This window comes from Nostoc parmelioides FACHB-3921 (assembly GCF_014696625.1).
Taxonomy (GTDB): domain Bacteria; phylum Cyanobacteriota; class Cyanobacteriia; order Cyanobacteriales; family Nostocaceae; genus Trichormus; species Trichormus parmelioides.
In genome coordinates, this window is sequence record NZ_JACJQL010000010.1 from 110719 (window position 1) to 135777 (window position 25059).

Genomic DNA, 25059 nt, shown 5'->3' on the forward strand with positions numbered 1-25059 from the left:
TTTCAATATAAGGTATCTTCATGAATTTTGTAGTCAGTTACGGTTATTTTTTGTGACCACTTATGGTGTAGGGAAATTCTATTATTTAAAGAGCGCCCCTCTGTAGGCTTCACAAAGATGAGCCAGGATATCTATCAGGGTGAGGCGATAATCCATTAAAGTTTCGTCACCTCTGCCCTCTAGTCTTAGCTGCTTCGAAAATTCATCAATTAGTTCCATATGAATTTCAATAATTTCTGGCACAGGAATATTAGCACAAAATACTGCATTGATAAATTTATCAATTTTTTCTTTTAATGCTTTGTCTGTAGTAAAGTAACTTAAAAGAATTTGGCGATAATCTGATTTGAGTTGCTGCAATAATACTTGCTGATCAACTTCTTGAGTCATGTGCTGACGAACCTACTGTGCTTATTGCTTTTGGCATACGAATAAGGAGATTTACTGAAGAAATTTCCGTTAGTCTCTAGTTTTAACCATCTCAGTAAGTGATAGGTTTTTGTACTGATGGCAGCAAATAGAGACAAGAGGGATGGGGAAATGTTTGTAGACCACCTTACATTCCACGGCCGTGCGCGTAATACTGCACCAGTAGCTAGTTTTAGTGGATGATCTAAATTTTCTTTAACATCTGGTGGAAGAATCAATATTAATAGTAGCATTTACATACTTGTGTATTTTGCAATCACCGTCATCCATAGAGGTATGAAAATTAGTGAAAATAATCGGTATTTTTTAAATTAGTAATCCCATTGTTAAAAGATACTCTATGTCAAAATATAGAGCTATGGCTTTTTACTCATTGCTCTATCTGTAATAGTAAATAAGTAAAAGGATTACGATTTGTAAAGTCGTTCATTATCGAAAACACGTTAGCTAATTGATGATTTACAAATGTACATCTATCTGAATAGAGATTTCCGATTCTGCTCCCTGATAAGATACTTAAACGGAATTAAAGTATTGTCGCATTCCCAATCATTATAATTCCTCAAGGTTCTAAAGCGAATGTTTGGAGCCATAATTGTTCTAGCCGTCGTTATCAACAAAAAAATTGAATCATCTGTAGAAAACTGGCGTGCTAATCTTGCCAGAGTTCGGAGGAGCAAAGGAAAATGTCACCGCTCTGAAAGCTAGTGAATGCAAATAGTAGTGTTCGAGAGAACCAATCTATTGTTTCAATAGTGTTAAAGCTCTACCAAAATCTCTTATATGAGTCTTCTTAAAAGATATTGCCTTTGGCAGTAACACTATCTGCTCCAATGCTTATGGTGGAGCCAGAGGCTTTCAGAGGAAGAATGATCCCCCAAAGCCTTATGTCAATGCTACAGTATCCGCTTGATGAATTTCTAGCCAATGTAACCAGTTGCCTAGAAACAAGTACTCTGGCAATGGTGCTGGAGATTTTTGAGCAACAGCAATGCGATGGGCGTTCGCGTAGCGTCTCAAAGAGAAGCGCCGACTTAGGCGATCGCTTGGTGATAGTAAATGAGCAGCAATGCCCCGTTGGGTTGCTGCACTCTGGCCAGCTAGCACGAAAGTTGTTAGCAGCCACAGGTAACGAACTATTTTTAAACTTACAACAGCCACTGTCAACTTTTAGTCAAGCCTTAATTGAACCAATACAGATATTACCAGCCAGCCATAGTGTAGAGCAATTAGGCGTATTTTGGCGGTATCATCAAGCCCATAACGGAGAATATGCACTGGTTGATGGAGAAGGTAAATTCTTGGGGATTCTCGACAGTGTGCGTTTATTGGCAGCATTGGCAAAGGAGCAAACAGCGAATCATCCTCATACACCTAACTGTACATATGATGATGTCGAGGCTGGTTTGAGGGGATCACCTACGGGAGGTGGCACGCCATCCCTACATTCATTGCGGGATGTTGCGCGTTCTCTGCGAGAGGTACCACCAGCCTCCAGAAGTGAGCAACTCCAACCATTGGTACAGTTATTAGAGCGCCTACCTTGGCCTTTAATGTTGCAAACCAGTGCCGGTGAGGTGTTAACACGAAATTTAGCTTGGTGGCAACAATTGGGAGCGTTGAAAGATCCAGAGGGTGTGCGTCAACAAGTGGAAGCAATTTTGGCAGCTACCAGGATTAAACAGCCAGAATATGTTGGTCAAAGAAGTACCACAGGCACACATCATATTCAAGGCTATGAGCAAGTAGGAGAGGAGTTAGCTCAAATACCAGCCACAGGTTTGCTACCCCTATCACCCTACGAACCAACAACCAGCGCCAAAACTAGCTCTAGTCGCTGCTTTTTAGATAGTCAAATGGGTACTTGTACCTGTGTGGTAGAAGTGCAGAACGGACAGGAGCGAGTTTGGCAGTTTGCCAAAATTCTGTTAGATAATACTGATTTAAAATTGCCCAACACCGATGATTTATGGCTGGTGTTGGCGACGGATGTCACAGAACAGCAGCAACTTTGTAAAGAACTTGCAGCTAAAAACGCTGATCTGATTCAGTTAAATCGCTTAAAAGATGAATTTTTAGCTTGTATTAGTCATGAGTTGAAAACACCCTTAACGGCAGTTTTAGGCTTATCGCGGTTGCTGGTAGACCAGCAGTTGGGGGAACTCAACGAACGCCAAGCCCGTTATGCGGGGCTAATTCACCAAAGTGGTCGCCATCTGATGAGCGTGGTGAATGACATTTTGGATTTAACCCGCATGGAAACAGGGCAAATGGAATTGACCCCGGTACCAGTGAGTATTCGGGCTGTGTGCGATCGCGCTCTTTCCGAAGCCAAAGCGATCCATAATCAAACTAGTAAAGGCAGCACCACAGAAGCCACTCGCCAATCTACCCCTGAATTTACCCTTTCAATTGAACTAGATTTAGACCAGATAGTGGCTGATGAGTTGCGTCTGCGCCAAATGCTGGTTCACCTGTTGTCTAACGCTTTCAAATTTACAGAAATATCCGGCGAAATTGGCTTAAGAGTAAGTCACTGGGAAGGATGGATTGCCTTTACAGTTTGGGATACAGGAATTGGTATTCCCGAACACCAACAACATTTAATCTTTCAAAAGTTCCAACAATTAGAAAATCCTCTGACTCGCCAATTTGAAGGTACAGGCTTAGGACTGGTCTTAACTAGGGCTTTAGCTCGTCTCCACGGCGGTGATGTCAGCTTTTTGTCGCGGGAAGGTAAAGGCAGTCAATTTACCTTGTTGTTACCACCTAGCCCACCCAGCAGTGGTTTTGCTGAGTCGGAAGTGGAAGTGGAAAATATACCCACCTCCAACACCCGCAATCGAGTAATTAATACTGGACAAAATCATCCAGTTTCCTGCCAAAGATTAGTCTTGGTAGTGGAAGCCGTAGCCCGATATATAGAAGATTTAACCGACCAACTCAAAACTTTAGGCTATCGAGTAGTAATTGCTCGTTCAGGAACAGAAGCTGTGGAAAAAGCCCGGCGTTTGCAACCAAAAGCCATCTTTTTAAATCCCCTGTTACCTTTGCTGTCTGGTTGGGATGTGCTGACTTTGCTAAAATCCGATGGTGCAACTCGTCATATTCCGGTAGTTGTGACTGCTACAGGCGCAGAAAAAGACATAGCCTTTGCTAACCGCGCCGATGGTTTCCTCAGCTTGCCAGTAGAGCAGCAATCTCTGACACCATTGTTAGATAAATTATGTGGCAAACCGACGGTGCAGTCACTAGGTTTAGGGATTAATGAAAGGAATCAATCAAAAAAGACTTTACGGATTCTGCGGTTAGTTGATGTGGAACTGGAATCTATCAATCCCCATCCTTCACTACAGCAACACCGGGTGATTGAAGTGGATGATTTAGACCAAGCCGAACTTTTAGCGAGGGTTTGGCAGTTTGATGTTATTTTGTTGGATGTAGAAACTTCTCTAGCCCAAACTTATTTACAACAATTAACTCAGCATCCCCGCCTAGCGGCTTTACCGCTAGTAACTTGTGATGTGGAAACAACCTTGGCTGCTTCCCAAATCCCTGGTCTTTCCGTGTTTCCTTGTTTAACACCCCGTGTGAGAGATCAGGACTATGATCTAGGCAAAGGCAAAGTAGATCCCTTGCTATCTGTGCTACAAATCGCCTCTGGTGTCTGCTACCCACCAAGTATCTTCGTAGTAGACTTGGCCATGCTAGAGGATTTACCACAAACCAGGCGCAAATCAGCCAAGGGTTCTGGTACAGAGAGAAAAACTGTCAGCCGTGGGGAAGTTGCAGAACGGGGAACTGAATGGTTCCAAGCTTTAATTCAGTACTTACAAACAGCCGGCTTAAAAGCCACTATGGCGCGCTGTTGGGCAGAAGTATTACAACAAATTGGCCATAATAGCGTTGATTTACTGCTAATTTGTCTAGGCGAATCAGCCATCCATCCAGAAGCAGTAAGTGCTTTGAAAGCACTACAGGATTTACCTTGCAATTTGCCACCGATTTTAGTTATTGACCAACAACTAAGTCGCTCTCAAGTTACTTCTCGCAGTAAACTGACTCATGCCAAAAAGCAGGAATCTGAATCTATCGCGGGTGTGGCAAAAGCGATCGCTACCCAAATTGTCCCACGTTCCATCTCAATGGAAGATTTATTAACTCAAATTCATCAAACGTTGACTCTCAATGAACGGTAGCGTCAATCTATAGGTGTTTTTTTCCCAGTACCAAATTTTACGGCTGAAATGCTTACACTGTAAGCTGTTGAATCTGTTTAGGTTCGGTATGAGGTTGACGCGATCGCTTGAATCTTTTGCCAGAGTGGCTTTTTCGCTATTTTTTAAGATGCTACTCTTGACAACCCAATGGCTGAAAAGCTACCTTAGTTTCGGATTGACGCAACCGCACCTTGAAAACTAAATACAGTAAGCCTTCTAGACCCCGGCAGTTTTAATTAACAAAAATCCCTATCAGGGATTGAAACTTGCTGGCTATATTAATCAGCGAATTAGTACCGGGCGTTTTAATTAACAAAAATCCCTATCAGGGATTGAAACAACTTGTTCCTCAAACTGGGCAGCCCAAAATAAATCACATCCATGTTTTAATTAACAAAAATCCCTATCAGGGATTGAAACAATTGCTCTTAGATCCCAGTTAAAACATGAAGTATGTTTTAATTAACAAAAATCCCTATCAGGGATTGAAACTACGTGGCTGGGCAGAACTGCCGCAGAGGGCAAGGTTTTAATTAACAAAAATCCCTATCAGGGATTGAAACTTCTTTGGCGAATGTGCCTCCAAATTTGAGCCAAGTTTTAATTAACAAAAATCCCTATCAGGGATTGAAACCTGGAAAGAGTACTCTAAGGAGGAACTACGGGAGAGTTTTAATTAACAAAAATCCCTATCAGGGATTGAAACTTTAAAGCTTGTTGTAGTTCTTGGCGTGTCATCGTTTTAATTAACAAAAATCCCTATCAGGGATTGAAACGTACTATCTGCCTTGGGTTCACTAAGTATTTCTGCTGTTTTAATTAACAAAAATCCCTATCAGGGATTGAAACACCTGGAGCTAGTCGAGGGGGTGAAAGTAATAAAGTTTTAATTAACAAAAATCCCTATCAGGGATTGAAACATGATTTTAGCTCCTTTAAAAATTAATTAAGTGTTTAAGTTTTAATTAACAAAAATCCCTATCAGGGATTGAAACTGGACGTAATGCACCCCAGACTTCCAAATACCTTTAGTTTTAACTAACAAAAATCCTCAAATATCACCAATGTAAAAAATAACATTTTTTTAAAATTTACTGCCTATATTTATTTACAAACAAAAGTTAGGTGATCATTCCATTAAAGATATGTTCATGGTAAATTTTTAACAGTGTGTTCTACTCGTCTCACCTCATCAATATCTCCACTATGAACATCGACCGATTGCAGGAACTTAAGCAGAAACTAACTATTGAAGCAGACTTGTCCGCGATCTGGTCATTTTATATGGATTCTTTTGTGGATGATACTGAATTTATAGAACTGGGTGAGCCTAAATATAATGAATATCTAGATGCTGTCATCCACAAAACTTGTGAGCAAATGTTTGGCAGGGTCATCAAGATTACTGACTTTTTGACAATCTACATTGCACAGTATGGTTTTTTCCATGCCCCTTTTTGGGCTGAAAAACGTATTGGCGGTGTGATTTATTTCGAGGATCTCAAAATTGGCTTAATTGCCGTATCTGCGGATTATCCTCCTACAGATGAAGTTAAGTATTCACGGTTTTCTGAGGTTATGCAATTGCCTACATCTAATCGTCTTGATCTCAACTGATAAAAGCACAACGCATCAATCCCACTAATATGTAATTATCACTGCGCCGCTATCTTGTTTTAATTTAATGCAATAAACTTTGGCTCAGATTGAAGTACTTTAAGTTGGTCTTTGGACAGGCTTATTCGCTCTTGAAGGCTAAATTTATTTGCACACAAAATTCTCATTCAAAAGATATGAATAACAACATTTTCGGACTCTCATTTTCTATAGTCTTTGGTGCTGCTAGCGCCTTTTGCTTGGGAACATTGCCTGCGAATGCCAACCTATTAATTAGTAATACTACAGGGAATAATGTTGTACTTTTTGATAAACAGAACGGCCAATTCTTAAAAGATTTTATTACATCGGGTAGTGGCGGGTTAATCAGTCCCGATGATTTGAACTTTGGACAGGATGGGAATCTTTATGTCTCTAGTGGTAATAATCCAAGTAATTCAGCAATCCTTCGCTACGATGGAAAAACTGGCAAGTTCATTGATGTTTTTGCCTCTGGTGGGGGTTTATCACGACCCTATGGTGCTACGTTCGGGCCGGATGGTTTCCTTTACGTCAGTAGTTTTCTTACCGACCAAATCCTCCGCTACAATGGCACGACTGGTCAATTCATCGACGTTTTTGCCGCAGGTAACGGTCTGTCTGGTGGATTAAATGGGCCAAATGACTTGTTATTTGCTCCGGATGGTAGCTTGTACGTTACTACTCAAGGAAGTATCGCTGTAGATAACGAAGCCACCTTTCCTGGTCTACCCAGTCAGGTATTGCGTTTCGATTTAGCCACGAAGACTTCTACCGTATTTATAGACCAGCCAACTCCATCACCAGATAGTTTCGGTTTCGTTAGTTTTCTCGGATTAGCCCTGGGGCCAGACGGTAACTTATTTGTTAGCGATTTTGCCAACGATATTAGGCATTACAATTTGCAAACAGGAGAATTAATTAATATTTTATCGACGAATTATACAGGTACTGTTCCTAGTAATAATTTCATTGGCAATTTAGCTTTCGGAGCAAACAATACTCTTTACACAGTTGGCTTTGATTTTACTCAGAATAATAAGGGGGCAATTCTTCGCTATAACGGAGCCACAGGAGCGCCATTCCCATCTCAGGGTAATAGTAATGCTATCTTTGTACCCACTACTGATAAGTTGTCACGTCCCATTGGTATTGCCTTCGTAGATCAAAATTTGGCTCCTGTGCCTGAAGCCAGTACCTCCATCGGCTTATTATCTTTAGGAGTTCTCTTCTCAATTTCGTGGCTAAAACGAGAACAGGTAAAACGTAACACCTAGCGCAATGTCCCTGCTAGCAGATGCAGAACACATTCTTTCAGATGTAGCAGCATTAGGCTTGGCACTAATTGCTGCTTGGCTATTATCTGTGATTGGACTTGGCTTGTTAGCGGGTAGAAAAACCCTATCTTTCAAAAAGGTCAGCACAAAAGCTTGAGCTATAGCTGGGGACTGGGGACTGGAGACTGGGGACTGGGTGAAAAGTCCTGTTGTGTCTAGGTTTTATAATCTATTGATGTCCTAACACTACTGACAACAGTTATAATTTTTCAATTCTGTTTTTAATTCATTGGTGAATGAACTGTGGTTTGGGCTTAAAGCTTGCGCCGCAGTTTAGTTTTAATTTGAGTTCGACACCTACAGCCGCTTTACATAGGGTTTTAAAAAACAAACCTCGACTAATTATCTATTTAAAGATAGACGGTAGAATACTAGGAGCCAACCATAAACCGTAACCAATAAAAGCAAATACGGCTGTAATGACAGCAGTGACGACATAGCTGAGGCAAATTAATAAACCATCAGATTCAATTGTGGCGATCGCTAATAATAAAATACCAACAGTAGGTATGGGGTTAGTTAAGGGAATTGGTGAGATGAGTAATATTGTCAGCCAAGATATACAAAATCCGTTGATGCGCCAGGTTAAAGGGTTATGAGCAATTTTGCTTAACCGGGGACGGGCGATTTTTTCTACAACCTTGGTAACACGCCGCAGATTTTGAAGAAGAAACTGGGCAAAAGGACGGGGGAATTTATAATGAGCGATTTTTTTAGGTAACCAAGGCGATCGCCTACCCAAAAGCATCTGTATCGATAATATCAGACAAGCAGCACCAAAAGGCCCTGTTGCCCCTGGTGGCATAGGAAATAAGAAAGGCAGAACCAATAATGCAATTACCAAGCTAAAACCACGTTCTGAGGTTTCTGCCAAAATGTCGCCAAGTGTCAAATGCTGTTCGGCTAAACGTTGCAGCAATGACTTAATTTCTTGAGAAAAGCTTAAGCGTATTTGGTGTGAATTGAGGTGAATTGCCACAATAATCCCACTTAATCTAACTAAAATAAATACGAAATATCAATACAAATGCACCCACTATATATTTATTACAATAAGCTATTCTGCTTTTAAGTTGCACAATCTATCGTGAAGGCTGTTGAGCGTTGACAGTTAACAGTTATCACTCATTTTTACCCTGCCTCTTCTCTACTTCACACTGGCGGAACTAAAACAGCTACAGCTTTAGGAATAACGCGAAATGTAGCAGGGGTATAGGTTGTGATTTCACCATCGGTATTAATGGCACGGGGTTTACGTGTATAAACTTCAAACTCCTGGCCGTTGAGGGCGCGGACGTTTTGTCGATGAATGTGTCTACCATTTCGCATTGCGGGTAATAAGGGAATAATTTCCCACCAATGACGAATTTCTACACTATAAAGGTCTAATCTTTGGTCATCAATGCTAGCATCGGGAACTATAGCCATACCACCACCGTAATAGCGCCCATTTCCGACAGCGATTTGTACAGTTTTGACCCGGAACACTCTATCTTTAGAGCGAATTTCTGCACTAAAGGGACGAGATTCCCAAATAACTCGTATTGCTGTGACAGCATAAGCAAATACTCCCCAACGACGTTTAAATTCTTTGGTCAGTCGGCGGGTAATTTTTACACTTAGCCCTAAACTGGCAACATTAAAAAAGTGTTTACCATTTACCCAACCTAAATCAATACGTCTTAACTCTCCTGCGGCAATTGTTTTACAAGCTTCAGGTAATGAGTTAGAAATTCCTAATGTTCTAGCTAAGTCATTAGCAGTTCCTAGCGGCAAAATGCCTAAAGGTAATTGTGTTTCTACTAAAGCATCAACGACAGCATTTAATGTACCGTCACCCCCTCCAACTATAACTAAATCAACTTGGTATTTATATTTATGTATAACTTGAGAAAGATGTTTAGGGTGTTCTGTTGATTCTTCGATTAACTGAAAATTGAATTTTTTCAGATGATTAATTGCCTCCAATAGACGCGCTTGTCCTTGGCGGGCATGACGATTAACTAATAGCAGTGCGCGGAGGCTCATAATAGTTCGTAATTTGTAATACGTAATTCGTGGTTAAGATATATGGAAATCAAGGTTAATTCTGAAAAAATTACTGACAATGGGTGTGTTAATTCTACCGTAAGAATATGGTCATAGATGATTGAAAATACAGCAATGTCTTTTCCTAAGAATTATCTATATTTATCATAGATAAAAAATATAATAATTGTTGTCAGAAAATTTCGGTGTATCAGATTATCAGTTGTGTGAAATACCACAGATCCCCGACTTCTTTGAGAAATCGGGGATCTAGTATCGCACAAATTATTGATGATTGTTGTTTAAAAAAAAGGTAGAAGATAAGTAGCAAAATCAGGGGATTTTACCTTTTATCTTTTACCTAAGTGCTAACAGTCGTCATCTGGGGAACGTTGTTATCCCACATCATCATGGGCAAATCTATTAAAGAGAAAGTCTAGGGCGTAGTTACGCAGTTTATAGTATTCTGGATCTTCCATTATACGGGCGCGATCGCGTGGGCGAGAAAATGGAATTTCCAACACTTCACCGATTTTGGCGTGGGGGCCGTTGGTCATCATTACCAATTTGTCGGCTAAAAATAGCGCCTCATCGATGTCGTGGGTAATCATCAATACTGTGCAACGATTATCACCCCAGATTTTCAACAATTCTTCTTGTAATTCTTCTTTGGTAATGGCATCTAGCGCCCCAAAAGGTTCGTCTAAAATCAGGACTTTAGGACGAATTGCCAAAGCACGGGCAATAGATACCCGTTGTCTCATACCACCCGACATTTGCATGGGCTTTTTCTCCATCGCATCAGCCAGTCCCACCATTGCCAGATGTTCCCGGACAATTGACCTTTTCTCTGGTTCTGGCTTGTTGGGGTAAACGGCGTTGACAGCTAGGTAGATATTTTCAAATGCAGTCCGCCAAGGAAGTAGGGCATAGTTTTGAAACACCACCATTCTATCGGGGCCTGGTTGGGTGATGGGTTCGCCTTCCAGTAAAACTTGCCCGGAGGTAGGAAAGTTAAAACCAGACACCATATTTAGCAGCGTGGATTTACCACAACCAGAGTGACCAATAACGCAGAGAAATTCACCCTGTTCTACATTTAAGTTAACGCCATCAAGGACGGTGAAGGGGCCTTTCTTGGTGGGATAGACTTTGCTAACGTCTTTAATTTCTAGGAAAGGTCTGTTGTAATTAGTCCCATCAGCTGACCGTCTTTCCTGTCTGCTTCTGGTGGTTTCGGTAACGATTGAACTACGGTTTTGCATGGTGGTGAAGGGGGTATGATTTGGGGGATTTTTGTAGGGTGCGTTAAGGACGTTAGTCCTAAGGCACCATGCGAGATTATGGGTGCGGTGCGTTAGCCTGCGACATAACACACCCTACGGGCTGTGATTTTGAATTTTGTTGGCGTAAGCCTTGCCGTAGGCTATTTTGAATTTTGAATTGTTAAGCTACTCTTCTGGTTGGCGAGTCGAGGACAACTTCCGCAATGGAGAAATCACGCTTAATGTGCAGGCTGTTGAGATAGGCTATGGGGTCGTCGGCGTTAAAGGGTGTGCCATCAAATAATTCGATGGGTTGGCGAGTGTAACTGATATCCAGACCTAATTCTCTGGCGGCGGTGCTGAAAACCCTTACACGACAAACCCGTTCGACAACTTCTACCCAGTTTCTGGGGAAAGGCGTATCACCCCAGCGCGCCAACTGACTCATAATCCAGATTTGTTCGGTACGGCTGGGACGGTTGATGGCTGACTCAGCAAAAAACTGGTGGTGGGCGTAGTCCTGTAATGGGTGGTCTATATCACAGACAAGGCTATTCGGGTCTTCCAGTTGAATGTAATCTAAATCTGTGCTGACGTAATCTCTACCCGCCACTATTCTTCTGACTTCTTCGACATTTTCTGGTCGAGAACAATATTCGCAGGCTTCCAGCAAAGCTTTAGTCAAGGCGATGTGGGTATTAGGATATCTTTCTGCCCAATCTTCCCGCACACCCAAGACTTTACCGGGGTGTCCCAACCACACTTCCAAATCGGTAGCGATGGTAAAGCCGACATTTTCCACGGCGGCGCGGTAGTTCCAAGGTTCACCCACGCAATAACCGTCAATACTTTTGTTTTGCAAGTCGGCTACCATCTGGGCTGGTGGGATGGTTCTCATGTCCACATCTAAATCGGGGTCAATTCCACCAGCCGCTAACCAGTAACGTAGCAATAAATTGTGCATGGACGCGGGATGGACTACCCCCATGATGTGGCGCTGGTCACGGGTACGCAATAGGTAATTTTTAAAGTCCGATAAGCTGCGGACACCTTCATCATAAAAGCGTTTCGCCAAAGTGATGGCGTTACCGTTGCGGGTCATGGTGAGGGCGGTAACCACAGGTAGGGGTTGGTTATCATGTCCTCCCAAGGTTAACCACATGGGCATCCCGGAAGGCATTTGGGCTGCGTCTATATAACCGCCTTTCATGCCATCAACGATACCCCGCCAACTAGTTTCCCGCACTAAGTTGACTTCATCTAAACCATGTTTAGTAAAGAATCCTTTTTCTTTAGCCACGGCTAAGGGGGCGCAAGCTGTCAAGGGTAAGAAACCAATTTCTAGGTTAACTTTTTCTAACCCATGACGAGCCACATCTGCGGTCTTCCGGGCGCGAATTTTCTTCACCCGCTTTTGTTGGTTGAGGAAGTAAATCATCTCACTCCGCAAACTGTAGTAGCTTGGGTGTTCTACTACTTCCATCCGTTTGCGGGGTCTGGGGATATCAACTTCCAAAATGTCACCAATTTTGGATTCGGGGCCGTTGGTCAACATCACAATTCTGTCAGACAGCAGCACGGCTTCATCTACGTCGTGAGTCACCATTACCGCAGTGACTTCATTTTCTTCGCAGATTTGCATTAACTGTTCCTGCAAATTACCCCTGGTGAGGGCATCCAAAGCGCCAAAGGGTTCATCCAATAGTAATAGTTTAGGACGAATTGCCAAGGCACGAGCGATCGCCACCCGTTGTTTTTGTCCCCCAGACAACATCCCCGGTTGTTTATCTGCATGGGGACGCAAACCCACCATATCTATATGTTTTTCTACAATTGATTTGCGTTCAGCTTCCGGCATTCCCTTCATGACTGAGTTTACAGCCAGGGCAATATTTTCTCTCACCGTCCGCCAAGGCAACAAAGAATAGTTTTGGAAAACCACCATCCGGTCTGGCCCTGGTCTGCTAATTCTTTGTCCTTCCAGGGTTACTATACCTTCACTCGGCAAATCCAACCCAGCAATCATATTCAATAAAGTGGACTTACCGCAACCGGAGTGACCAATCAAAGAAACAAACTCACCTTTTTTAATTTGGAGGTCAATTCCTTTGAGGGCGATATATTTCCCACCACCGGTTAATTCAAATACCTTATCAATTTGGTCAACTGCAACAAATACGCTCATTTCCTTTGTTCCCCATGACTGTGTTCGCTTGGTCAATAGCCATTAACTAATGACTATTGACTAATGACTATTGACTATTGACTACTTCTGTTCTGCTGGTAAAATTTTGTTTTGCAACCAAGCCATTAACTTATCGAGAATCAGACCAACAACACCGATGTAGACCAGGGCTAAAATTACTTCGCTGACGTTGTTGTTTTGATAAGCATCCCAGATGAAAAAGCCAATTCCAACGATACCGGACATAACGATTTCTGCGGCGATAATCGCTAACCAAGCCAAACCAATCGCTATTCTCAAGCCAGTGAAAATGTAGGGTAACGCAGAGGGAATAAGGATGTTGGTGAAGTATTCTTTGCGGCTAAGTTGAAGAACTTTAGCAACGTTGTTGTAATCTTGGGGAATTTGAGTTACGCCTACTGCCGTGTTAATCAAGATAGGCCAAATGGCGGTGATGAAAATTACGAATAATGCTGCTGGTTCGTTTTGTCTTAAAGCTGCCAAGGAAATGGGAACCCAAGCCAAAGGTGGTACAGTCCGCAGTAATTGGAATATGGGGTCTAAAGCTTTGGACATGGTTTTATTGATGCCAATTAAAACTCCCAAGGCAACGCCAACAACGGCCGCTAAACTATAGCTGATTGCTACCCGTTGGAGACTGGCTAAAATTTGCCAAAATAGACCTTTGTCTGTGCCACCCTTATCATAGAAAGGATACAAAATGAGTATCCAAGTGTCTTGAATTACTTGTACAGGCCCTGGTAGTGTAGCGCCAGGAGTCCAGGAGAATAATTGCCAGATTACCAGAAAAATTGCAATGGCGATCGCTGGCGGGAATAAATCGGGAAACTGCTTTTGTAAACTTGATAAGAAACTGTTATCAAATCTAGGATTTACAGGTCTTTTCTGTGCGACGGTCATGTTAATTTATGCTCCTCAGATGATGACTTGTGGAAAACTGACTCAAGAGTGTAGCGATTCTCTTGATTGATAATTGATGACTGATGACTGATGACTGATGACTGATGACTGTTGACTGATGACTGTTAACTAATGACTAAACACTAACTTTCTTGATTTTGAGACTCTTCAGATATTCTTCTGGCTTTTCGGGGTCAAACTTTGCGCCATCAAAGAATTCTTCAACACCACGAGATGTGCTGGTGGGAATATCAGCCGCAGCAATTCCCGCTTCTTTAGCTGCTTCTTTCCAAATGTCTTCGCGGTTGACTTTATCGATTAATTCTTTGGCTTTAGCTGCACCATTTGCTAGGTAATCTTTGGGCAAGAATCCCCAACGCACGTTTTCTGTGATGAACCATAAATCATGACTCTTGTAGGGATAAGAAACACTACCTTTTTCATCCTTCCAGTAGTAAGCCGCCATTGATTTATCATCTATTTTGCGACCATCACCCATGTCATATTTGCCGACGTATGGGTCTGCCAGAATTTCTGGATTATTGAGATTGAAATAATTTCTTCCAGCCAGAATTTGAGATGCTTCTTTGCGGTTATCAAAATTATCTAACCACTGTTGTGCCTCCATAATGCCTTTGAGTAATGCTTTAGTAGCTTTGGGATACTTATCCACCCAATCAGCTCTCATAGCCAAGTATTCTTCTGGGTGATTCTTCCAAATCTCAGCTGTCAAGGCGGCCATGAAGCCAACTTTGTCAGTGACAAGGCGGTATGGCCAGGGGTCGCCTGTGCTGAAAGCGTCCATTGTGCCGGTTTTCATGTTAGCTACAGTTTGCGCCGCCGGGACTGTCAGCAGTTTGACATCTGCATCAGGGTCAATACCGCCTGCTGCTAACCAGTAGCGAATCCATAAGTCTTGGTTGACATTGGGGAAGGTAAAGGCGGCGGTGAAGGGTGTAGAAGACTTGAGTTGGCTAAATAAAGACTTAGCGCCTTCTAATTTTAAACTGATTCCTTTACCTTGGTGTTTGTTAGCGATCGCAATGCCATTCCCATGTGTAATTAATTGACATAATACATACATGGGGATCTTTTGATTACCTTTAGTAATTAAACCTTCGGTAATTAAATGTGGCATTGGCATTTGCCATTGACCACCATCAATTCCACCACCAGCTGAACCAATTTCTACGTTATCTCTAGCAGAACCCCAAGAAGCTTGTTTAGAAAGTTCTACATTAGTTAATCCATACTTAGCAAAGAAACCTTTTTCTTTGGCAATAATTAAAGGAGCCGATTCCACAATGGGAATGTATCCCAATTTAACTGTAGTAACTTCCGGTGCTTGCTCTGCGCTAACATTAGCAGCAGGTTGCGCCGTGGGTGCAGATTGTGTCCCGCCAGTCGTTTCCGGTGGATTTCCCAAACAACCTTTAAGGAATACTGCACTTGCCGAAGCGCCTGCGGTGACTATAAACTTACGGCGGGAAAATTGATTAAAAAACTCTGTCATATAAAGCCCCTTGAGTCGAATTTAAATTTTTGTAGACACGACAATTTATGCAGGCGAAACAGATGTTTCGTGCAATATAAAAAAACTTTATTTTCACCATACTGAGTAATAAGATCCCCTCTATTTCCGTGCAGAAATAGATTGAATCACTACTGAGTAAATAAAAATAGCTGAATTACTTGACTTTACTTGAGCGTTCCTTGCGGTCGCTCGCTGTATTGAAATTTAGTTTACAGGTTTTATTCTCAAAGTGGTTAACTCTGAACAGGTAATTATTAAATAAATATTAGATTGGTCATATAAGTAAAAATTTATCTTCGCAGACAAAAGTAGGGAGATTGATTCAATGTATAGATGTTTATTAATGATGAGCATTCATGAAGAAGGGGATTTACTCAATTGCTCCATATATTGATGTAATTTTCTGGTAAAAACCTGGGAATTTATCAATACAAACTATTATCTAAAACTATAGATTGAGTATTTATGCTGGCTGAAATTGCCAAGTTTACTTGGCGATTCACAAGAACTTGGCTAGGACGATAGTATTGAGGGAAGAATCAATTAAGCCTGGCTTATCAATGACTTTAGCGGAAACTTTCAATACTCAACATCATCACAATCCTTTGATTACCCTGAACTACGAACCAGCCCTAGAATCTTTGGGTAACGACTACTATGATGAAGTGACAGCGGCCGAATTTCCCCAACTCACCCTACGCTGGCGGAATGACGCGATACTCCCCAGACTGGGACTAGACCCGCAAACAGTCACAGACGAAGATTTCATCACAGCTTTTGGTCTATTCCAAGGACGTAAGCCACTGTTAGCACTGCGTTACCACGGCTATCAATTCGGTGAATATAACCCCAACTTGGGTGATGGTAGAGGCTTTCTGTATGGACAAGTTCGCGGTACTGATGGCGAACTGTATGACTTTGGTACGAAAGGTTCTGGAAGAACACCTTATTCTCGTGGTGGCGATGGAATGCTGACACTCAAAGGTGGTGTGAGAGAGGTTTTAGCCGCCGAAGCATTACACCAATTAGGAGTTAGAACCTCTCGCTGTCTCACCATGATAGAAACGGGTTTAGGTTTGTGGCGCGGTGATGAACCTTCACCCACCCGTTCATCGGTGATGGTAAGAATGAACAAGTCTCATATCCGTTTTGGAACTTTTGAGCGTCTGCACTATTTTCAACGCTCAGATTTAATTAAAAAACTGTTAGATCATGTAATTGAGCATTATTACCAACACCTAGCTCATGAATCAGATAAGTATGCTTTATTTTATGCGGAATTAGTGAAACGGGTAGCAGAATTAGTCGCTCAATGGATGGCCGCAGGCTTTTGTCATGCAGTTCTCAACACTGACAATATGTCAATTACTGGGGAAAGCTTTGACTACGGGCCTTATGCGTTTATTCCTACTTATAATCCCTACTTTACGGCTGCATATTTTGATTATTACGGACGCTATTGTTACATCCAACAACCAAGTATTTGTCAGTGGAACCTAGAAATGCTGCAAGTCCCATTAAGAGCAGTTATTGATAAAGCTGATATGGAAGCAGGATTAGCCAAATTTAACGAGTATTGCCATGCAGAATATTATTCTTTGATGTTGAAAAAATTAGGTTTTGAGGAGTTAAAGACCCCAGAAGCGGAAGAGCTTTTAAGCCTCACCCTCAAGTTCTTACAAGAAAGTCAAGTTGGTTATCACCAGTTTTTCTATGAGATGGCACGTACGTTTTCAATTAAATGGAGAGATGAGCCAGGACTAGTATTAAGTGGTTCAGATATTGTTCCTCCATCAGGTACAGATGCAAATTTTGATAATTGGTGTGTACTTTACCATAAAATTCTGAATAATTTCGACTATGAACAAGTGAAGATAATTGCTCAGAATCTTACTTACTACAATCCAAAAACTTCATTATTAAGACCCACAATCGAATCAGCTTGGGAACCGATTGTTCAAGAAGACAATTGGCAACCTTTTTATGATTTAGTTAAGACCATTCAATCAAGAGGCTAGTAAATCAGTAGAAGATGTTTAAGGCGGAATATCCTACGAGGAGGCTTACGCCGACCCAGATAAGCAGACTAGAAAAATCAAAAATTATAGCTGTTGACGGTTGACGGTTGACAGACTTGAAAGCCTTTCTTTGTCAGGGTTTTATCTCAATTTGATGTCCTAATCTATCTGGCGACAGCTATAGTACAAAATCATCCCAATTTAAAAAAAATGCCACAGATATACAGCCCCAAATGCTTGTTCCGTCTTGATACTTGATTTTTAATTTTGAATTGGACTAAGCATTTTTTTAGCAAAGATTCATTATTTATGTTGTAATTTATTAGCAGATATTTCATGGTTTTACCGTCGTCCTATAGTAAGCTTAAACCAAGTCTATCTAAAACCTTGATGCAAGGGCTTTTACACGATGTTTCAACTATGGGACGATATATTTTATTTACTGATAAAAACTAAGAAAAATATATATAGGACTTCTTAGTCTGGTGAGATACAAATTTATCGGCTTACCCTGCGGGAAGACTTCTCTACGAGACGCTACCGCGAACGTCAATATCTGTGTCCATCTGCGTTTAATTATTTTCTTTTGTACTGCACTAGGATAATAAAAGCTATAACTTTCACAGAAATTATTGAAGTAATATATGTGTCTTATATCTAATAAAATAAATGATTATTTTTAACAGCAAATAACAGTTTAATAACTACATATCTAAATTATTTCATTGATGGTTTAAGTTAATTACTTTGAGAGTGATTAAATATGCAAATATTAAAGTTAAATTAACTTTTGTTGTGCAGTAAGCAAATATAAATTAATATCTCTTACACAGTTTTTATCAAGAATTTACCATAAAGATTCTGCAATAAAAACCAATTAACTCAGGTGAGGATTTCCTACCTCATTTTTCCTAGAAATAATTTAGGTGAATGTCCTGTTGTTATTAGTATTTTTATTGACATACAAATGAAGACTAGTGTTAAGTAGTGTGACCTATATCAAATGTGCTGGAGGTGAAATAAGTGAATAGGCAGCACAAACATCACCGATGTAATTCAGCGAACTTGTTAAGCAAAAAAAATTTGCTGCCGTTTTTGCTTGGTATTGTGATTTTATTTGTTGTGGTGATGCTGTGGCTGAGACTACAAGCCGAAGAAGAAATCAAAATTCAACAGTTAATTAAACAGCAAGCGATCGCCACCCAAACTGAATTAGTAACACAACTTAAGACTCGCATTCTGGCATTAAAACGCATAGGTAAACACTGGGAAATGCACGGCAGCATTCCCCAGGCGCAATGGGAACTAGAAGCCAGAGCATATCTTGAAGATTACGGAGGTTATCAAGCCATCAAGCTGGTTGACCCATCATGGCAAGTGCTGCGGTCTGTTTCTGTAGCAAAAAACAAAGCAGCCGAGAATTTAGAGATAATGCCAAAATTCCCACAATGGACGGGAGCAACGACACAGCCACGCCATGAAACTACGATAACTCGTACAGTTAATCTCAACCAAGGCGATCGGGTGTTTTTCGCTTGTGTACCTCTATGGATGGGAGATAAATTTGGTGGTACAGTCTTAGGAGTTTTTCAAGTTCAACATTTTTTTGAGTCGGTTTTACACATAGCGCCAGGTTACAAGATCAAAGTATTTGATGGTCAAGAGTTGATTTATGACCAAGATAAACGGTCGTCAACCCTGCCATTATGGCAACAGTCAGTAAACATCGACTTTTATGGGATGACTTGGCAATTGCAGATTTACCCAACTCCAGAGCTATTAAAAGATTTATATTCACCTCTACCAACAGTTGTATTAGTAGCCGGAATTTTCAATGCTGGGGCAGTCACTCTACTAATTTATTTTGCTCAAGCCACCAAACTCAGTAACCATGAGATTAACAGAATCAACCAAGAACTAGCTAACAGAATTGAAAAACAAACACAGGTAGAAATTGCCTTGCGTGCCAGTGAAAACCGTTTGCGAGAGTTATTAGAAACAGTCAGAGTTATACCTTGGGAACTTGACTTAAAAACTCAGGGTTTCACCTATGTTGGGCCGCAAGTAGAAACTTTACTGGCATACCCCGTTGCTCAATGGTACACCAAAAACTTTTGGGAAAATCATTTACATCCCCATGACCGAGACTGGGCAGTGAGATTTTGCCAGGAAGCGACCAACAAAGGGCAGAACCACGAGTTGGAATACCGAATGCTAGCAGCTGATGGCAGAGTTGTCTGGCTCAAAGACATTGTGAATGTAGTACAAGTTGATGGAACTCCCGTAATGCTGCGGGGGTTCATGTTTGATATTACTGACCTCAAGCGAGTTGAAGAAACTTTGAGATTAAGGGAGAGAGCATTAGCCGCCAGCAGTGATGGCATTATTATTAGCGATGCTAAACTTCCCAGTTATCCAGTAATATATGTCAACTCTGCCTTTGAGCAGATCACAGGTTACAAAGCTACAGAAGTCGTCGGACGCAACTGTCGTTTTCTACAAGGTAACGACACTCAACAATCAGCAATCGAAGAGTTGAGGTCAGCACTCAAAGCAGGCAAAAATTGTAAGGTGATTCTGCGTAACTATCGCAAAGATGGCAGTTTGTTTTGGAATCAGTTGAGTGTCTCGCCCATTTATAACGACAGTGGCCAGTTAAGTCACTTTATTGGGATTCAAACTGATATTAGCGATCGCCAACAAGCAGAAGCTTCTTTACGACGGCAAGCCCTCACCTTTGAAAATATTTACGATGGTGTGATTATCACCAACTTACAAGGGCAAATTCTGGACTGGAATCCTGCCGCAGAGAGGATGTTTGGTTATAGCAAAGATGATATTTGTGGACAAAGTATTAGTATTCTGCACAAGGTAGAAGAAGATGCAGCCCTGAACAGCGCCATTATTGCAGAAATCACCAATCAAGGACGCTGGTCAGGAGAAATTAACTTTGTGCGCCAGGATGGTAGTCAAGGAATTTGTGAAACAACCATAGTTGCCCTACAAGATGACCAGGGACAAACTGTCGCCACAATTAGCGTCAATCGTGACATTACTGAACGCAAGCACGCTGAGTTATTACTCAGGCGTAGCGAAGAACGTTTTCAAGCATTCATGAATCATAGCCCCACACCTGCTTGGATTACGGATATAGATGGCACAATTGTTTATCTAAGCGAAACTTATCGGCGTACTTTTCAAGTGCCAACACAAGAACTGATTGGTAAAAACATTTTTGACATTTATCCATCCGAATTAACTCAAACTTTCCGAGAAACTATCCACATAGTTGCGCGTACCCATCAAGTGATAGAAACTGTAGAGTCTGCACCCTGTAGTGATGGCACAGTACGAGATTTTTTGGTATATAAATTTCCCATATCTAGTAAACCTGATAAGTGTTTAATTGGCGGTATTGCTATTGATATTACTGAACGCAAACAAGCCGAAGCAGCCCTGAGAAAAAGTGAAGAACGTTGGCAATTAGTCATTGAAGGTAATCAAGACGCTATTTGGGATTGGAACATTATTACCAATGAAACTTTTCGTTCTGCACGGTGGGCAGAATTAATCAAAGAACAAAACTATCAACCCATAGCTGATCATACAGATTGCATTAGCCGCATTCATCCTGATGATTATGAGCGGGTGATGGCAGTTAAGCAAGATTGTCTTAGTCGGAAAATTCCTAATTATGTGGTGGAGTATCGTTTGCGTTGCAACGATGACAGCTATAAGTGGGTATTAGTTCATGCAACTGCTCAATGGGATGAGCATGGTAATCCGGTGCGGATGGTTGGCTCTATCAAAGACATTACTGAACGCATAGAAGCGCAAGAAGCATTACAAAGACAATTACACAGAACCCTATTACTAGAAAAAATTACCCAAAAAATTCGCCAGAGTCTTGATAGTAAAGAAATTTTTGAAACAGCTGCCACCCAAATTGGCCAGGCTTTAGCTGTCGATCGCTGCCTCATACATTCTTATATTAGCGATCATGACCCACATATTCCCTTAGTCGCTGAATATAACAACGTTCTCGATTACTGCTCAATGCAGCAATGGGAATTTACCACTACTGGGAATCATCACATTTTACAAATGATGTCCCAGGATAAGGCGATCGCCTCTGCCAATGTCTACACCGATCCTTTACTGCAAACAGCAGTGCCTAGCTGCTGTGAAATTGGGGTCAAGTCTATGCTAGCCGTCCGTACTTCCTATCAAGGAGAACCAAACGGAGCTATTTGTTTACATCAATGTGGGTATTTTCGCCAATGGACTACCGAAGAAATTGAATTACTAGAAGCAGTGGCTGCTCAATTGGGCATAGCTTTAGCTCAAGCTCAGTTATTAGAGCAGGAAACCCGCCAACGGGAAGAACTCACTATCAAGAATTTTGCCTTAGAACAAGCAAAAAGGGCAGCAGAAGCCGCCAATCGGGCAAAAAGTGAATTTTTGGCCATGATGAGCCACGAAATCCGCACTCCCATGAATGCTGTGATCGGGATGACAGGATTACTCTTAGATACAGGATTGACTTCCCAACAACGCGACTTTGTGGAAACAGTTCTCACAAGTGGCGATGCTTTGTTGAGTATTATTAATGACATCCTGGATTTCTCCAAAATTGAATCCGGTAAGTTAGAACTGGAAGAACAACCTTTTGAGGTGAGGACTTGTGTAGAACAAGTTATCGACCTCTTAGCCGCTAAAGCTGCCCAAAAAGATATTGAACTCGCTTACCTGATTCATCCCCAGGTACCCATGCAAATCGCTGGAGATTTAACTCGCCTGCGGCAGATTTTGACGAATCTCCTCAACAATGCGATCAAATTTACCCCAGAAGGAGAAGTTGTAGTCTCTGTGCGTAGCCAGCCATCACCCAACCAAAAAACCAATAACTGTTGCGAAATTATCTTTACCATCAAAGATACAGGTATCGGTATTGCCCCGGAAACAATGGATTTGTTATTTCAACCATTTGTCCAGGCTGATGCTTCAATGACAAGAAAATATGGAGGTACAGGACTAGGACTCGTGATCAGCAAAAGATTGGGTGAAATGATGGGCGGCTACCTTTGGGTAGAAAGTCGAGGGTGCGTTGGTGGAAACCCTCCCCCTGGATGGCAAAGTAAAAACTCAATCTCATCCGCTTCTGTGGCTACAGGTTCCACCTTTTATTTTTCTATGACTGTGCCTGTGGTGGCTCATGCAGATTTAGAGACTTCCATCACTTCCCCAGTCCAACTAAGCGGTAAACGGTTACTAATTGTCGATGATAATCCCACAAATCGCCAGATTTTGAGATTACAAGCCGAACCTTGGCAGATGGAAACTTACACAGCCCCATCTGGTGCTGAAGCTTTAGCGCTGATAGACCAGGGAACGGCGTTTGATATTGCTATTTTGGATGTGCAGATGCCGGAAATGGACGGTCTGACACTGGCAAGACAAATTCGTCAGCGTCCCAGTTATCAACACTTACCCTTGGTGATTTTAACTTCTTGGGGTCAACCAGATACTGACTTGAGTGATATCGAATTTGCAGCCTGTTTAAATAAACCAATTAAACAATCTCAACTTTATGATGTCCTAGCTGCTACTTTGGGCAATCAACCTATCCGTGCTAGTGTTGTGCCTGATCCTCCTGCTCAATTCAATTCATGCCTAGCACAGCAGATACCTCTACGCATTTTGCTAGCAGAAGATATAGTGGTGAATCAGAAAGTGGCTCTGCTGATCCTGAAAAAATTGGGTTATCGGGCAGATGTAGTGGCTAATGGACTAGAAGTGCTGGAAGCTTTACAACGTCAGTCTTATGATGTAGTGCTGATGGATGTGAATATGCCAGAAATGGACGGATTGAAAGCCAGCCAAATCATTTGTCAAACTTGGAGTTCTAGTTCTCGTCCTTATATTATCGCCATGACAGCTAATGCCATGCGGGGCGATCGCGAAGCTTGCTTGGCGGCGGGAATGGATCACTATATTAGTAAGCCTTTACAACTTGAGGAGTTAGCCAAGGCACTGGGCAAATGTCACCCCTCAACTATTGCTACGGAAAAAGCACCGGAAAAAACCAGTAGCCAAAATCAGAGTTTTACAGACATTAGTGATTTAAAATTTGCCACAATAGATACAAAAATTTTACAAGCATTACGGGATATGTTAGGAGGAGATAAAGTAGCATTTGCTGAATTAATCAACTGTTACCTGACTGAATCCCCTAAATTAATTCAAAATTTAGATGTAGCTATTAATACGAGTGATGCTCAGGGAATATGGAAGACAGCGCACAAATTTAAATCTAGTAGTGGCTCAGTTGGTGCGGTTTTTTTAGCACAACTTTGTAAATTACTAGAAACTAAGGGGCGCAATAACAATCTAGAGGGTTGCATAGAACTTGGCTCACAATTACGTCAAGAGTATGAACTAGTCCAAACGGCTTTGTACAGAGAAGTGAACAAGGAGACATCATGAAAAATACAGTTCCAGAAAGTCCATCCCTCATTCTCATTGTTGATGATGAACCGTTCATCCGAGCGCAGTTGCGGCTCTCTCTACAATGCGAAGGTTACCGCACAGCAGAGGCTGAAGATGGTAGAAAGGCTTTGACTATTTTTCAAGAACTGCAACCTGATATCGTCCTACTGGACGCGATTATGCCTGACCTGGATGGCTTTGAGTGTTGCACTCGTTTACAGCTACTAGAAGATGGTAAATACACACCAGTCTTAATGATTACTGGACTAGAGGATCAAGAATCAGTTGATCGGGCATTTGAGGTGGGGGCAATTGATTATGTTACCAAACCGATTCACTGGCCAGTTTTGCGTCAACGGGTCAAACGTTTAATTCAGCAATCCCATCTCCAACAAAAGCTAGAAGCGGCTAACAGAGAATTGCAAAGGTTGGTGAAGATTGATGAGTTAACTCAAGTAGCCAACCGCCGCAGATTTGAGGAATATTGCGCTCAAGAGTGGCAACGCATGGCGCGGGATCAACTACCTTTATCTCTGATTCTTTGTGATGTCGATTTTTTTAAAGCTTACAACGATACTTACGGTCATCGGGCAGGCGATCGCTGTTTACAATTGGTGGCAAAAGCGATCGAAAGCTGTGTTAATCGGCCTGCTGATGTCGTCGCTCGTTATGGTGGTGAAGAATTTGCCGTTATCCTACCCAGAACATATCCTGAGGGAGCTATTCACTTAGCTAATGCCGTCTGCTCTGCCGTCAGAGAATTGCAAATTACCCACCTAACTTCTCAAGCTAATACTTGCGTCACCATAAGTGCTGGGGTAGCCACAGAAATTCCTGTACCCAACTCTGATTTTCAAGAGATTATCGATGCGGCCGATCGCGCATTATATCAAGCCAAAATGACCGGACGCGATCGCTGTCAACAATATATTAAACAATCATCTTCTCCCGTTTATTTTTTAAACGCTCATCATCGACTGGCTTGAATCAAAAGTTAG

General features: G+C 41.7%; 14 protein-coding genes and 1 CRISPR repeat array. Of the genes, 7 read left to right on the top strand and 7 right to left on the bottom strand.

Annotated elements, in window-relative coordinates; all coding sequences use genetic code 11:
* Positions 1-81: 81 nt before the first annotated feature.
* Entirely contained in the window at positions 82-390 is a 309-nt protein-coding gene (locus tag H6G14_RS09585; RefSeq protein ID WP_190567159.1) for a circadian clock protein KaiA, read from the bottom strand.
* A 926-nt stretch (positions 391-1316) separates the two neighbouring features.
* Between H6G14_RS09585 and H6G14_RS09590 the strand changes: the two genes are divergently transcribed.
* The 4 genes from H6G14_RS09590 to H6G14_RS33530 all read left to right on the top strand — a co-directional run bounded on the left by H6G14_RS09590 (position 1317) and on the right by H6G14_RS33530 (position 7718).
* Positions 1317-4628 carry an ATP-binding response regulator gene (locus H6G14_RS09590; RefSeq protein WP_190567160.1) on the top strand — a complete coding sequence of 1104 codons (3312 nt, stop codon included), beginning with the start codon at positions 1317-1319 and terminating at the stop codon, positions 4626-4628.
* Between the two features lie 250 nt (positions 4629-4878).
* A CRISPR array of direct repeats spans positions 4879-5644; the repeat unit is 37 nt; unit sequence GTTTTAATTAACAAAAATCCCTATCAGGGATTGAAAC.
* Positions 5645-5855: 211 nt separating this feature from the next.
* Positions 5856-6266 carry a hypothetical protein gene (locus tag H6G14_RS09595; protein WP_190567162.1) on the top strand — a complete coding sequence of 137 codons (411 nt, stop codon included), beginning with the start codon at positions 5856-5858 and terminating at the stop codon, positions 6264-6266.
* A gap of 176 nt (positions 6267-6442) precedes the next feature.
* On the top strand, positions 6443-7561 hold the full coding sequence (locus H6G14_RS09600) for a Vgb family protein (RefSeq protein ID WP_190567164.1): 1119 nt from the start codon (positions 6443-6445) through the stop codon (positions 7559-7561).
* A 4-nt stretch (positions 7562-7565) separates the two neighbouring features.
* Positions 7566-7718, top strand: a complete 153-nt coding sequence (locus H6G14_RS33530) for a hypothetical protein (protein WP_242053392.1) — start codon at positions 7566-7568, stop codon at positions 7716-7718.
* A 249-nt stretch (positions 7719-7967) separates the two neighbouring features.
* On the opposite strand, the gene H6G14_RS09610 is transcribed toward H6G14_RS33530, so the two are convergent.
* From H6G14_RS09610 to H6G14_RS09635, 6 genes are all read right to left on the bottom strand, one after another.
* Positions 7968-8600, bottom strand: coding sequence for an exopolysaccharide biosynthesis protein (locus tag H6G14_RS09610; RefSeq protein ID WP_190567166.1), 633 nt, complete (start codon positions 8598-8600; stop codon positions 7968-7970).
* A gap of 173 nt (positions 8601-8773) precedes the next feature.
* Positions 8774-9649, bottom strand: a complete 876-nt coding sequence (locus H6G14_RS09615) for a lipid kinase (protein ID WP_190567168.1) — start codon at positions 9647-9649, stop codon at positions 8774-8776.
* Positions 9650-10044: 395 nt separating this feature from the next.
* A complete protein-coding gene (locus tag H6G14_RS09620; protein ID WP_190567169.1) occupies positions 10045-10914 on the bottom strand; it encodes a nitrate ABC transporter ATP-binding protein in 870 nt (289 codons plus the stop codon).
* Positions 10915-11095: 181 nt separating this feature from the next.
* Positions 11096-13099: an ABC transporter ATP-binding/substrate-binding protein gene (locus tag H6G14_RS09625; protein ID WP_190567171.1), complete on the bottom strand. Its 2004-nt coding sequence runs from the start codon at positions 13097-13099 to the stop codon at positions 11096-11098.
* Between the two features lie 81 nt (positions 13100-13180).
* Positions 13181-14020: a nitrate ABC transporter permease gene (ntrB, locus tag H6G14_RS09630; protein ID WP_190567173.1), complete on the bottom strand. Its 840-nt coding sequence runs from the start codon at positions 14018-14020 to the stop codon at positions 13181-13183.
* A 136-nt stretch (positions 14021-14156) separates the two neighbouring features.
* Complete coding sequence (locus H6G14_RS09635; RefSeq protein WP_190567175.1) at positions 14157-15533, bottom strand: CmpA/NrtA family ABC transporter substrate-binding protein; 1377 nt, start codon at positions 15531-15533, stop codon at positions 14157-14159.
* Positions 15534-16114: 581 nt separating this feature from the next.
* On the opposite strand from H6G14_RS09635, the gene H6G14_RS09640 reads away from it, so the two are divergent.
* From H6G14_RS09640 to H6G14_RS09650, 3 genes are all read left to right on the top strand, one after another.
* Complete coding sequence (locus tag H6G14_RS09640; RefSeq protein WP_190567176.1) at positions 16115-17572, top strand: protein adenylyltransferase SelO; 1458 nt, start codon at positions 16115-16117, stop codon at positions 17570-17572.
* Positions 17573-18595: 1023 nt separating this feature from the next.
* A complete protein-coding gene (locus H6G14_RS09645; RefSeq protein ID WP_190567178.1) occupies positions 18596-24058 on the top strand; it encodes a PAS domain S-box protein in 5463 nt (1820 codons plus the stop codon).
* Positions 24055-25047, top strand: coding sequence for a response regulator (locus H6G14_RS09650; protein WP_190567181.1), 993 nt, complete (start codon positions 24055-24057; stop codon positions 25045-25047). The genes H6G14_RS09645 and H6G14_RS09650 overlap by 4 nt, the downstream gene beginning before the upstream one ends.
* Positions 25048-25059: the final 12 nt, after the last annotated feature.

Bases quoted from the DNA above. Each gene is read 5' to 3' on its own strand.
- H6G14_RS09585 (WP_190567159.1), bottom strand. From the start codon at position 390: ATGACTCAAGAAGTTGATCAGCAAGTATTATTGCAGCAACTCAAATCA.
- H6G14_RS09590 (WP_190567160.1), top strand. From the start codon at position 1,317: ATGTCAATGCTACAGTATCCGCTTGATGAATTTCTAGCCAATGTAACC.
- H6G14_RS09595 (WP_190567162.1), top strand. From the start codon at position 5,856: ATGAACATCGACCGATTGCAGGAACTTAAGCAGAAACTAACTATTGAA.
- H6G14_RS09600 (WP_190567164.1), top strand. From the start codon at position 6,443: ATGAATAACAACATTTTCGGACTCTCATTTTCTATAGTCTTTGGTGCT.
- H6G14_RS33530 (WP_242053392.1), top strand. From the start codon at position 7,566: ATGTCCCTGCTAGCAGATGCAGAACACATTCTTTCAGATGTAGCAGCA.
- H6G14_RS09615 (WP_190567168.1), bottom strand. From the start codon at position 9,649: ATGAGCCTCCGCGCACTGCTATTAGTTAATCGTCATGCCCGCCAAGGA.
- H6G14_RS09620 (WP_190567169.1), bottom strand. From the start codon at position 10,914: ATGCAAAACCGTAGTTCAATCGTTACCGAAACCACCAGAAGCAGACAG.
- H6G14_RS09625 (WP_190567171.1), bottom strand. From the start codon at position 13,099: ATGAGCGTATTTGTTGCAGTTGACCAAATTGATAAGGTATTTGAATTA.
- ntrB (WP_190567173.1), bottom strand. From the start codon at position 14,020: ATGACCGTCGCACAGAAAAGACCTGTAAATCCTAGATTTGATAACAGT.
- H6G14_RS09635 (WP_190567175.1), bottom strand. From the start codon at position 15,533: ATGACAGAGTTTTTTAATCAATTTTCCCGCCGTAAGTTTATAGTCACC.
- H6G14_RS09640 (WP_190567176.1), top strand. From the start codon at position 16,115: ATGACTTTAGCGGAAACTTTCAATACTCAACATCATCACAATCCTTTG.
- H6G14_RS09650 (WP_190567181.1), top strand. From the start codon at position 24,055: ATGAAAAATACAGTTCCAGAAAGTCCATCCCTCATTCTCATTGTTGAT.